This is a genomic window from Pedobacter sp. BS3 (assembly GCF_008274585.1).
Lineage (GTDB): Bacteria > Bacteroidota > Bacteroidia > Sphingobacteriales > Sphingobacteriaceae > Hufsiella_A.
In genome coordinates, this window is the sequence record NZ_VTRT01000006.1 from 75,673 (window position 1) to 86,921 (window position 11,249).

General features: G+C 43.7%; 12 protein-coding genes. 6 read left to right on the plus strand and 6 right to left on the minus strand.

Annotated features, from left to right (window positions below; translation table 11 throughout):
* Positions 1–31: 31 nt before the first annotated feature.
* Positions 32–1,924: a chloride channel protein gene (locus FW774_RS15430; protein WP_242457855.1), complete on the minus strand. Its 1,893-nt coding sequence runs from the start codon at positions 1,922–1,924 to the stop codon at positions 32–34.
* 289 nt (positions 1,925–2,213) lie between these two features.
* Here FW774_RS15430 and FW774_RS15435 point away from each other — a divergent pair, with 289 nt between their 5' ends.
* Positions 2,214–2,909, plus strand: a complete 696-nt coding sequence (locus FW774_RS15435; protein WP_149349109.1) for a Crp/Fnr family transcriptional regulator — start codon at positions 2,214–2,216, stop codon at positions 2,907–2,909.
* Positions 2,910–3,013: 104 nt separating this feature from the next.
* Positions 3,014–3,214 carry a YwbE family protein gene (locus FW774_RS15440; protein ID WP_149349110.1) on the plus strand — a complete coding sequence of 67 codons (201 nt, stop codon included), beginning with the start codon at positions 3,014–3,016 and terminating at the stop codon, positions 3,212–3,214.
* Positions 3,215–3,652: 438 nt separating this feature from the next.
* Here FW774_RS15440 and FW774_RS15445 read toward each other — a convergent pair whose 3' ends face one another.
* The 3 genes from FW774_RS15445 to FW774_RS15455 all read right to left on the minus strand — a co-directional run bounded on the left by FW774_RS15445 (position 3,653) and on the right by FW774_RS15455 (position 4,751).
* Complete coding sequence (locus FW774_RS15445) at positions 3,653–3,868, minus strand: helix-turn-helix domain-containing protein (RefSeq protein WP_149349111.1); 216 nt, start codon at positions 3,866–3,868, stop codon at positions 3,653–3,655.
* 3 nt (positions 3,869–3,871) lie between these two features.
* Positions 3,872–4,351 carry a DUF2975 domain-containing protein gene (locus FW774_RS15450; protein ID WP_149349112.1) on the minus strand — a complete coding sequence of 160 codons (480 nt, stop codon included), beginning with the start codon at positions 4,349–4,351 and terminating at the stop codon, positions 3,872–3,874.
* A 118-nt stretch (positions 4,352–4,469) separates the two neighbouring features.
* Complete coding sequence (locus FW774_RS15455) at positions 4,470–4,751, minus strand: helix-turn-helix domain-containing protein (protein ID WP_242457863.1); 282 nt, start codon at positions 4,749–4,751, stop codon at positions 4,470–4,472.
* Here FW774_RS15455 and FW774_RS15460 point away from each other — a divergent pair.
* From FW774_RS15460 to FW774_RS15470, 3 genes are all read left to right on the plus strand, one after another.
* The gene (locus FW774_RS15460; RefSeq protein ID WP_149349114.1) at positions 4,711–4,899 is read left to right on the plus strand and encodes a glycoside hydrolase domain-containing protein; all 189 of its coding nucleotides are present in this window, start codon (positions 4,711–4,713) and stop codon (positions 4,897–4,899) included. The two genes, FW774_RS15455 and FW774_RS15460, sit on opposite strands and share 41 nt — an antisense overlap.
* A 55-nt stretch (positions 4,900–4,954) precedes the next feature.
* The gene (locus FW774_RS15465; protein ID WP_149349115.1) at positions 4,955–7,036 is read left to right on the plus strand and encodes a T9SS type A sorting domain-containing protein; all 2,082 of its coding nucleotides are present in this window, start codon (positions 4,955–4,957) and stop codon (positions 7,034–7,036) included.
* Between the two features lie 284 nt (positions 7,037–7,320).
* Positions 7,321–8,838: a glycoside hydrolase family 32 protein gene (locus FW774_RS15470; RefSeq protein ID WP_149349116.1), complete on the plus strand. Its 1,518-nt coding sequence runs from the start codon at positions 7,321–7,323 to the stop codon at positions 8,836–8,838.
* A gap of 55 nt (positions 8,839–8,893) precedes the next feature.
* Here FW774_RS15470 and FW774_RS15475 read toward each other — a convergent pair whose 3' ends face one another.
* Together FW774_RS15475 and FW774_RS15480 are read right to left on the minus strand one after the other, a co-directional pair.
* A complete protein-coding gene (locus tag FW774_RS15475) occupies positions 8,894–9,208 on the minus strand; it encodes a DUF3175 domain-containing protein (protein WP_149349117.1) in 315 nt (104 codons plus the stop codon).
* Between the two features lie 158 nt (positions 9,209–9,366).
* The gene (locus FW774_RS15480; RefSeq protein WP_149349118.1) at positions 9,367–10,008 is read right to left on the minus strand and encodes a porin family protein; all 642 of its coding nucleotides are present in this window, start codon (positions 10,006–10,008) and stop codon (positions 9,367–9,369) included.
* A 213-nt stretch (positions 10,009–10,221) separates the two neighbouring features.
* On the opposite strand from FW774_RS15480, the gene FW774_RS15485 reads away from it, so the two are divergent.
* Complete coding sequence (locus FW774_RS15485) at positions 10,222–11,244, plus strand: aldose epimerase family protein (protein ID WP_149349119.1); 1,023 nt, start codon at positions 10,222–10,224, stop codon at positions 11,242–11,244.
* Positions 11,245–11,249 lie beyond the last annotated feature (5 nt).

The following is an 11,249-nucleotide window of genomic DNA, read 5'->3' on the forward strand; positions in this document are numbered from 1 at the left end:
CTGCAGGTTTAAATCCCGCTGGTTACGGATCTTACATCTTGATCAGCCTGCGCCCTTTGATCAGCATTTTAATGCGCTGTCTTTTCAGTGAAAAATTAGCTGTAGCAGCGTTTTCTTCCAGCAAGCGGTATTTATAGGCGTTTACAATATCCCGTGAGGTAAGGACTCCCACAACCGTTTTCCCATCAGGTGAAATTACGGGAACAGTGTCCTCGTTCTGTTCTGACATGAGCTCTACCACATCGCCCAGGTTATCTTCGGTTTTTACCGAAAACGTGCTTTGCCGGGCAAGAACAGAAACAGGTTTTTCGCTGTCCTGCCGGCTGGTGTAAACATCCCGTAGATTTAAGATACCGTTAAAAGCACCTTTAGCATCGGTTATTACAAAATAATTTTCGGATGGGGGCGTAGCTGCAAAGAAATCCTTCACCTGCTGAATGGTATTATCGGCATTGATAACCAGAAGGTCATTTTTCAGTATCTGCGATACGCGGAGCTTTCTCAGGAAATCAGGTTGATATGAATCAGGCGTATAGATCCCGCGACGGGCGATCTTCTCGGTCATGATGGTGTTTTCCATGAAGAAGAACGAGATGAGATACGATGCCGTACAGGCGCCCAGCAAAGGCAATAACGCATGCGACTGCATGGTTGCTTCCAACGCGAAGGTAATGCTGGTAAGGTATGCCCGTGAGGCGCCGGCAAACATAGACGACATGCCAATTAATGCAGCAAGCGGCAGGTTTATCCCCGATTGGGGGAACAGCTGAAGAATAACAGTACCTAAAATAGCGCCGGTTGCACCGCCAATGGTCATTACCGGTGCCAGTGTTCCGCCGGATGTTCCGCTGCCTAAGGCGACAGCCCATGAAAGAAACTTATAAAAGCACAGGCTCAACACTAAAGCAAAAGGCAGCTTTCCGGATAATAAACCGATGATATTATCGTATCCCACGCCCAATGTATGTGGGGCAAAGTAGCCGATAATGCCTACAACCAGGCCACCAATGGCCGGCCACCACATCCAGTGTATGGGCAGCTTTTCAAAAGCATCTTCAATAAAGTAAACAATTTTGGTAATACCTAAGGATAAAATACCACTGATAATGCCGATAAAGCTGTAAACTCCCAAGGCCAGATTGGAAGGTACGGCGATATCAGGCATGGGGAAAACCGGGCCCGATTCAAACAGCAGGTGATGGCCTGCTGCACCGGTAATGCAGGCAAGTGCAACCGGGAGAATAGCTTTCGGCGAAAATTCGAATAAAAGCAGCTCGACGGCTAAAAATACAGCGGCTATGGGCGTACCGAATATGGCCGACATACCTGCCGTAGCGCCGGCTGCCAGGATGATCTTACGTTCGTTAGAGGTAATTTTGAACAGTTGGCCCAGCGTAGAGCCTAACGCCCCGCCTGTGGCGATAATGGGGCCTTCGGCGCCAAAAGGGCCGCCCGTTCCAATGGCTATGGCCGATGAAATGGGTTTTAAGAATGTAATGGATGGTTTTATGCGGCTCTGGTTCACCAGTATTTGTTCCATGGCTTCGGGAATGCCATGTCCGCGTATGGCTTTAGAGCCATACAGCGCCATCAGGCCTACCAGGATTCCGCCAATTGCGGGTATAATAATTACCCAGGCTCCCAGGTGGTTATCTGCCGGGCTATGGAATGCTAAATCAAACGAGCCGTAAAAAGAGATATTGGTGATCAGGTTAATCAGGCTAACCAGGAATTTGGCAATGAGGCTGATAGCTGCGGCCACAACCACGCACATAAATGAAATCTGTACAAGTCTTTTTTTCAGGAAAAAGCTTTTCCTGGAATCGTCCGGGGTATCCGGCATAGCATTTAATGTAGGCGAAATGGGAATACCATTGGTATATAACTCTTTTTTCATATCTGCTTGTGGGTCGTCGTTACTCATTGTTGTTGCTAAACTGTTACATGCAGCGGGCTATTTGTTGTAGGGTGTAAGTATTCACTGCTGAATAACACATTTTGCTTATCTGAAGAGCTTCTGAAAATTTTTGCAAAGGTACATAAAGTCTTTGTTTTATAAAATTATAAATATGTAATGTGCAATATTTTATTTTAAACAGATGCTGAATATTAATGCTATTATATTGCTTATACAATATTTTAACTGATATGCTTTTGCAGAATTGGTGACTTGTTAAAGATTATGGGTAATATTGCAGGGCTTTAGCGATATTATGAAAGAACACCTTGCTGAATGTGACCTGAAGCGTTGCTTTTTATGTAAGCATGCTTTGCCGGATTGGCTTCCGGCCATAGGGGCGCATAAAAAAAGCTTTGATATCAAAAAGGGGCAGCAGTTATTTAAGGAAGGCGACCCGGTAACAGGGATCTACTTTGTGTATTCGGGAAGCCTTAAAGTGCACAAGCGTTGGGATAAAGAAAAAGAGCTGATCACCCGTTTCGCTAAGGAAGGCGATATTCTGGGACACATGGGTTTGGGCGATGAAGCCTTTTATCCGGTGTCAGCAACGGCTTTAGAACCATCGGTAGTGTGTTTTATCGGGATGGATTTTTTCGAGTCGACCTTGCGGGTAAATACGGAGCTTACCTACAGGCTGATGCGTTTTTTTGCCAGCGAGCTGCAAAAATCCGAAAAACGGATGCGCAACCTGGCCCACATGTCGGTTAAAGCACGTATAGCGCAATCGTTCATAACTTTAAAGAATCAGTTCGGACTGGATGAAGACGGTTACATCCGTATTGAACTAACCCGGCAGGATATTGCCTCTTTTGCCGGGGCATCGTACGAAACACTGTTTAAAGTGATTAACGAGCTTACCGCTTCGGGTATAATCGGCATAACCGGGAAAAAGATAGTGCTTCTTAATGAAGCCCAATTGCTTAGATTGGTGGAAGAAGATAATTTGTAGGTAAGTGCGGGTTAAAAGTAGCAAAACGAAATAGAGGCAGTGTTCAATCAGGATATGTGAAAAAAGAAAGTTGTTGTTTTTAACGATTGTGATAAATTTTCAATATGGACGGACAAAACAGAAAAGATATCTATCCAGGCTTACAAGTAGGAATTATCCTTAAAAAAGACCAAAGAACCGGAAAGGTTACCTACGGTGTAGTAAAGAATTTGTTGACTTCGGCGGCTTTCCATTCCAGAGGGATCAAAGTGCGTTTAGAAGATGGACAAATAGGCAGGGTTTGTGAAATTGTGGATGAAGAGTGATTGGGAAAGAGCACTGTTTTGATCGAACTAAACCCGGTTGAGACCTATATGTACCCACACTTAACAATAGGCCTGTTAACTTTTAAAGCCTTTATCTGCACTGCATGTTGACTTAACATCAGGAGAACGCATGTGCCGTAGCCCCAACCGCTTTGCAAAAAATATCAGCAAATATATTTGCCTTGTAAGGGCAACCCATTGATAATAAAATTTGCTTTATATGAATGGGGTTTAAGCGGTTTACCTGATTGCCATTTAAAGGTAGTGTACCTACGGCACACTTGCCACATGCTCATATTGTTTACAAAGCGGTTGTCCCCTGGGACGAAAAGGATTCCCTGATTTGTCCCCTTGACAGACTAATAGCTCTTCTATAATTCCAGGCTGTTGGAAGACAGGCCGGAGAGTACTGCCGCCAAATCGTTTGTTAACAGTCCGTTACTCTTTTTTGTCATTTACATATTCTAAAATATCACCCGGTTGGCAGTCTAATGCTTTACAAATGGCGTCTAAGGTGCTAAAACGAATTGCTTTCGCCTTTCCTGTCTTTAAGATAGAAAGGTTAGATAATGTCAAATCAACTCTTTCAGAAAGTTCGTTCAGAGAAATTTTTCGCTTTGCCATCATCACGTCTAAGTTTACAATAATTGGCATAGCTTAAATTGTTAAGTCATTTTCAGATTTCATATCTACGGCATTTTGTAATATTTTTTCAAATATGGCCGCAGCAGTTGCAACTACGATAGAAACAAAAGTAGTTACCATACAAATGGCAAGAAAACCCGCAGGGTCATCCTCTTTATTATGGGACATCCTGATGTATAATCCGGCCAACATAATTAAAACACTTAGCACAATTGCACAATACTTTATACTCCTTAAAGCCTTAACAGCGTTTGATGAGAATACGTTATTCTGTCCGATGTACCCAAGTAATCTGAATGCCTTATACAGTGCAACAAAAAAAGCGATTGATGCCGCGTATCCATATAAAATGAACGGGTCAAAGTAAATGCTAAACAAGTCCAGGTTTGTGGCTCGTCCTTCAGTTAAGGGAAACCAAATCAGAATGGCAAGTGCTACAATGCCGATAAGCACAATGACTGCCTGAAGGAATACTATTGAAATTCTTTTCATAATGATTATGAATGTTATATTACTCCACAATTATAATAAATATTTATTGAGAAACAATAAATATTTGTTGTTTTATAAAAAATACAAATAATGAATGTTTTTATCTTGCCTTTAGCAATCAAACCGAATCTTTCGTCGCGTTCTTTTTATATGCAGTAGGAGTGCAGTCATAACGGGCTTTAAAAACGGTAGCAAAATAAGTAGGCGAGGAAAATCCTACCTGGTAAGTGACTTCTGCTATGGAAAGGTCTTCGTTCAATAGTAAATACTTTGCCTTTTGCAGCCGGCGGTTAAGGATATAATCGGTAATGCTGCAATCTAACAGGGCCTTAACCTTGCGATAAAGCTGTACACGTGAAATGCCGATACTTTTACAAATGTCGTCTACGCTGAATGATATTGTTGCAGATGGCTCGGTATGCGTAGTGTATGTTGACGGGAAAGTGGCATTAAGCAACCGCATTTACGGTTTACAGGACAAACAGTGGGGGATTATAGCTGATGGTACAAACGCCACATTCAGCGATATGGAATTGCTTAGTCCCTGACGGGGTGAATAATCTGACAGATAAAATAATTGATTAACCATAAAACTTTAACAATATGAACAAAATCTACATGTTAATGCTCTCAGGCATAGTATGTCCGATAGCGTTACGGGCTCAGCAGCCCACAGTCATTAACCTGAATTTTCCGATTCAGCATGCCGATGCTTCGGTAATTGATTTCGATAACGACGGCAAGTTAGACATTCTTATCAGTGGCGAGAATGATTCGGGCAAAGCCCTGCAAGCGTTTAAAAATAATGGCGACGGTACGTTTACCACCGTTTCGGTACCTTTTGCCCCGGTTACACGGGCATCTATCGACTGGAACGATATTGACCAGGATGGAAAACCCGATGTAATACTTTCGGGGTCTATAGACTACAACGGTACAACCGATAAAAGCGTCGAGATCTATACTTCAGACGGTGCAGGTAATTTCTCGTCAAAAGCCATTTCCGGACTTACGGCAGTAGCCCCGGGCTGTGGCTTTGCCGATTTAAATAACGATGGATATGTTGACTTTTACGTTTTCGGTAACATATTCCAGGGCGAATCTGGATTTTATATCAACAACAAGGCCGGCGGTTTTACCAAGACAGAATTTACCGATTATGATTTGGTTGACCCTGATGTTACTCCCGTTGACTTTGATAACGATGGCGATTTAGACCTCTTCCTGATGGGTAAAGATAATACCACCTCAACGTATGTATCGGTAATGCTGGTTAACACCAATGGAGTATTCGCAGCGCAGAGCCTGGGCATCACCCCAAGAGGCGATGGCTCGGCAGTTTGGGGCGATGTTGACGGCGATGGCCGGCTCGATTTGCTGATTAATGGCAATGGAGATTGGGACGGAACAGAAACCACCGGCGATGTTGTTCGTTTGTATCGCAACAATGCAGGCACATTTACCAAAGTAGCCACATTTCAACAATACGGGCAAGGAAGCACCGGCGACGGCCTCCGTTTTGCCGATTGGAATAACGATGGCAAATTAGATGTCATCGTGAGCGGTTGGAGTGCTAATCAAAACCGTCAGGCAGCAGATATTTACCTCAATAATGGCGACCTCACCTTTACGCCATACGCCTACAATAATAACATTCCCGGCGTTGGCGAAAGCTCTATAGAAGTCGGTGATATTAATAACGATGGCAAAATAGATTTGGTAGTTACCGGTACTTCATATAACAACTATGGCCCCGGCGACCTTGGCGGTAAAGCATCGGCAGTAGTGCTTAACCCCACAACTACTGCAAATGCTGCTCCAACTGCGCCGGCCGGGCTTAGCGTAGCCAGCAATAATCCATCAGAAATTACTTTAAGCTGGAACGCTGCTACAGATGATTCCACCCCGGCAAACTCGCTCAGCTACAATATCTTTGTTAAAGATGCCAATGGCGTATATTATTACTATCCCTTAGCTGATGAAAGCACGGGCCGTTTGCTTTTACCAAGAATGGGGAATGTTCAGTTCAATAAAAGCTGGACGATTAAAAACCTGCCCGATGGAGCTTATACCTGGGGCGTACAGGCAGTAGACAACAGTTTTGCGGCATCAACATTTGCTACCGGTACATTTACCATTAATGGTGGCGTTTTGCCTGTTACCTTGCAGCAATTCAGCACCGGTAAAGAAAATAACAGGGTTAAATTGCAATGGGTTACCGCTGCCGAAAGCAATAACTCGCATTTTGAGGTGGAAAAATCGGCAGATGGCAAAAACTTTGCATACCTGCAAAGCGTAGCGGCACAGCACCAGGCAAACACGTATACGGTTTACGATGAACAGCCGTACAACGGTGTAAACTATTACCGGTTAAAACAAGTTGATACAGATGGTAAAGAAACCGTGTTAGGTGTGAAGGCAGTAGATTTTGGTATAGCCGTAGCTGTAACAGCAACGGTTTATCCTAACCCGGCAGTACAGGATATCCGGGTAAAACTGAGCCGCTATACAGGTTCAGCACTTGCTGTTAACCTGATAGATATCAGCGGTAAGGTAATCTACCGTCAGGCAGTTAATAGCGGAGTAATTGATTTTGCTGTGAATTATCAGCCGGCTCCCGGTTTATACCTGCTTCAGCTAACCGGCGAAGGATTGAATCAGCAACTAAAGCTGCTGGTAAAGTAGCCTGATGGTGCTGGCAAGGAAGTATTGTAGGGGCTGACCAAAAAGTTCTCGTCATCCCGATCCCCTCCCGTACATACAGGATCGGGAGAGGGATCTCCGCCAGAAGTGCTTAGGAAAGAGATATTGCTTCGCAGCTACTTCGTGGTCTCCTCTCCCGAGACTTCGGGATCGAAATGACGCTACTTTTTTACTTTTTGGTCAGCCCCTGACCTTTAAGCGTATGATGGTTAAGCTACCCGGTGGCTTTCGCTACGCTCAACGTTCAACTTTTAACTTTGAAATATATGATAAAGGCAGCAGGTTTAACATTTATTGTAGCCGTAATGGCGGCATGCAGCAGCTTGAAAAACAACAGGCAGGAGTATAAGGAACCATATCGTCTGCAATTCCACTTTTCGCCCAAAGCAAAATGGGTGAACGACCCTAACGGGATGGTTTACCTTAACGGGAAGTATCATTTATTCTTTCAGTATTATCCTGATAGTACAGTATGGGGGCCTATGCATTGGGCACATGCGGTAAGCAAAGACCTGATGCACTGGGAGCAATTACCCATTGCCTTATATCCCGATAGCCTGGGCTGGATATTTTCGGGAAGCGCTGTTTACGATAAAGATAATACATCCGGTTTCGCCAAAGATGGTAAAATGCCGTTAGTGGCAATCTTTACGCACCATAACCCTAAGCTGGAGAAAGCCGGACGAAAAGATTTCCAGTATCAAAGTATAGCTTACAGTCTGGATGAAGGTACAACCTGGACAAAATATGCCGGAAACCCGGTGCTGAAAAATCCCGGCATTACCGATTTTCGTGACCCTAAAGTGATATGGTATGCACCCGGGAAAAAATGGGTAATGACCCTGGCTACAAAAGACCATGTCACGTTTTATTCATCGCCCGATTTAAAAAACTGGACAAAAGAAAGCGAGTTTGGGCAGCAATCGGGTGCCCATGGCGGGGTATGGGAATGCCCGGATTTGTTTAGCATAAAAGCCGGTGGAAAAGAGCACTGGGTGCTACTGGTAAGCGTTAATCCAGGGGCGCCTAATGGAGGCTCGGGTACACAATATTTTATAGGCAATTTTGATGGTCATACATTTACCAGCACATCCGCAACAACAAAATGGCTGGATTACGGAACAGATAATTATGCCGGTGTTACGTGGTCAAATACCGGCGATAACCGGATATTTATTGGCTGGATGAATAACTGGCAATATGCCAACCGCGTGCCTACACAGGTTTGGCGTGGCGCAACAACGCTTCCGCGTACATTAGAGCTTAGGGAAGTTGACGGAGCGTATTTTCTCAGTGCGATGCCGGTTAATACATTCAACACGCTCAGGCAAAAAGAGGTCCGCTGGCAGAACATCCGGGTAAACGACAGCCTTGATATTTCTGCCAAAGTGAAAAACTTTAAGGATAAATTTGTACTTCAGTTTAAAACCACTACGCTGGCAGACTTTGCGATAAAGCTTTCTAATACAACTGGGGAACAATTAATAGTTGGGTACGATAAACAAACTAACAGTTATTATATTGACCGTACCAAATCAGGTGAAACCAGCTTCGAAACCGGTTTTGCTAAAAAAATTGTTGCTCCACGTATCTCCCAATCAGGAAATATAACGGGTAAGCTGGTAATCGATGCCGCTTCTGCCGAGCTTTTTGCCGATGATGGCCTGACAAACCAGACCGCTGTGTTCTTTCCGGGTAAACCATATACAGCGTTAACCCTTTTGGCCGGTAACCTGAATATGGAAACGCTTAGCTATGCCCCGATAAACTCTATTTGGCCATGATATGATATCTGAAAAGCACGCATAACTGCTGCTTTTCAGATAGTCATACTTCTTATCACTTTTCTTCCCTGCCATATAGTTTTCGCGGCTTGTTTTTCGCTTTTTCTATCGGTTCTTTTTCCTTGCGGGACAGGTTTTTCCCGGCACGGTTCAGGTAAAAATTCAGCATAGACATAGCCGACTGAAACGGGCCTGCTTTCCGGCGTTTGCTGGTTTCTGCCGAATGCTTTACGGATCTGGCAATTTTTTCAGGATTACCGGATTTAAAAATATCTTTTTCCAAATCCATGGCATTGCTGGTGCTGGTTACCTTAGCCGACCATTTCTTTTTGCTTCCGGTGCGTCTGCCGCGATGCGATGATTTTTTCATACAGATAGATGTAAATGGTGCTATAATAAATAAGCTGTACCGGCTGTGAATGTTTTAAAAATGAGCAATTAGGAGCCGATGTTAAAATACAAAGGCGGATGCACGAAAGTTGACTTTCGTGCATCCGCCTTAACTTAAAAGGGATAGTGGTGTGGAGATTAAAAAGTATAACCTAAGGTAAGCGCAAAGCCGCTGCTTTTTGCTTTATCCTGGTTTTGGTCATCGTTCATGCCGCCCTGGAAATCCATCATATAGCGGGCCTTAATATTCAGGTTAGGATTAATGTCGTAACCTAAACCTACAGTACCACCGGCCAGTGCTTTCCGCATGTTATCGGTATCAGTATTGGAAGTTTCGGCGCTGCCATCGTCACCGGAAGCGGAAAGCGTAGTTTTTTGTGATAATAAAAACGCTACCTGTGGGCCAAGGAAAATGCTAAATACCGGAGATGGTCTGTAAGCGAAAGTCAGCGGAACATCCAGGTAGTTTATCCGGGATTCAAGCTTACCGGTGGCCCCGCCAATTGTTTCGGTTATTTTACCACCCTTTTGGCTGAATAATACTTCGGGAACAAATTCAAACTGACCTCCTAAGGGTAGTATAGCATATACACCGCCGGTAAAGCCGGCTTTATAGTCATAATCATGGTAATTGCTGCCATCGTACAATTTTCCAAGTGTGGTAAGGTTAGCTCCTGCACGTATACCAAAACGAACAGGGTTTGTTGATGTATTCATTTGTGCTTTTGTGGTTAAGCCGGCAAATAATAAACCTGCACTTAACATCATTAACTTTTTCATAAAATAAAAATTAGTTTGCCCATACTCTTAGAAATTCCGTGCCAGAATGGGCAGATAATGCCTGGTTAAAAGTAGAACCAATGCAATGTTAAATGGATTAATTCCCTGTTCTGGCGCTCAAAAATGCAAGTTGGACGGTGGATGGCCTTTTTCCTTTTTCCTTTTTAATTTTAACTTGTCACTGTATATTGTAGCGGTCGGTTTTGTACGGATATGCTTACAAACCTGACATTAAAAATAACTATGTACACTAAAACCGAGCAGACAGACCATTACAAAGGAGAAGATATTTTTAACATATCGCTGCATAACGATGCGGGTATGATAGTAACCATTTTAAACTTTGGGGCTATTATCAAAGAAATTCTTTTTCCATACGGAAACGGCTCCCGCCGGAATATGGTTTTATCCTATCCTGACGACCGGCAGTATTATACTGACCCGCATTATATAGGCTGTGTGGTTGGCCGTTATGCTAATCGCATAGCAGGTGGCAAGCTTATATTAGGAGATGAAATGTACCAGTTAAGCCTGAATGAGAATGGAAATAGTCATTTGCATGGCGGTTTCACGGGGTTTAACAAAAAGGTATGGCACATTGCCGGTACATTTACAGATAATGATAGCGCATCTGTAACCTTAACAGCCACAAGTCCGCATTTAGAAGAAGGTTATCCCGGATATTTAACCGTTGAAATCACGTATACGCTTACCCGCAGCAACGAACTGCAAATTCACTACCGGGCTGTTACCGATAAACCTACCATTGTCAACCTCACCAACCATACCTATTTTAATTTATCGGGAGGTGAACGGGATATTTCTAATAATACGCTAAGTGTAAATGCCGATGCCTACACTCCGGCAAATGATCAATACATCCCGACCGGAAATATTGAAGGTGTAGAGCATTCCGGGTTTGATTTACGTACACCGGTAAAAGTGAGTGAGATAATGCATCGTATGCCGACCATAAACTATTGTTTATCACATAACGATAGTCCGGCTGCCATATTAATTGATTCGGAAAGCGGATGCCGGTTGGAGGTGCGCACTACCAAACCCGGCCTGCAATTGTATTTTGCAAACTACCTGGATAAACCATTTACTCCGTTTGCTGGAATTTGCCTGGAACCGCAATTCTATCCCGATTCCCCCAATCATCCGTTATTTCCTTCCACATTGCTCGTACCCGGTCAGACGTATGAGCATAGCACGTGGTATCGGTTTTTTTAATTGAG

Bases quoted from the DNA above. Each gene is read 5' to 3' on its own strand.
- FW774_RS15450 (WP_149349112.1), bottom strand. From the start codon at position 4,351: ATGAAAAGAATTTCAATAGTATTCCTTCAGGCAGTCATTGTGCTTATC.
- FW774_RS15475 (WP_149349117.1), bottom strand. From the start codon at position 9,208: ATGAAAAAATCATCGCATCGCGGCAGACGCACCGGAAGCAAAAAGAAA.
- FW774_RS15460 (WP_149349114.1), top strand. From the start codon at position 4,711: ATGCCGATACTTTTACAAATGTCGTCTACGCTGAATGATATTGTTGCA.
- FW774_RS15485 (WP_149349119.1), top strand. From the start codon at position 10,222: ATGCTTACAAACCTGACATTAAAAATAACTATGTACACTAAAACCGAG.
- FW774_RS15445 (WP_149349111.1), bottom strand. From the start codon at position 3,868: ATGCCAATTATTGTAAACTTAGACGTGATGATGGCAAAGCGAAAAATT.
- FW774_RS15440 (WP_149349110.1), top strand. From the start codon at position 3,014: ATGGACGGACAAAACAGAAAAGATATCTATCCAGGCTTACAAGTAGGA.
- FW774_RS15430 (WP_242457855.1), bottom strand. From the start codon at position 1,924: ATGAGTAACGACGACCCACAAGCAGATATGAAAAAAGAGTTATATACC.
- FW774_RS15470 (WP_149349116.1), top strand. From the start codon at position 7,321: ATGATAAAGGCAGCAGGTTTAACATTTATTGTAGCCGTAATGGCGGCA.
- FW774_RS15435 (WP_149349109.1), top strand. From the start codon at position 2,214: ATGAAAGAACACCTTGCTGAATGTGACCTGAAGCGTTGCTTTTTATGT.
- FW774_RS15480 (WP_149349118.1), bottom strand. From the start codon at position 10,008: ATGAAAAAGTTAATGATGTTAAGTGCAGGTTTATTATTTGCCGGCTTA.
- FW774_RS15465 (WP_149349115.1), top strand. From the start codon at position 4,955: ATGAACAAAATCTACATGTTAATGCTCTCAGGCATAGTATGTCCGATA.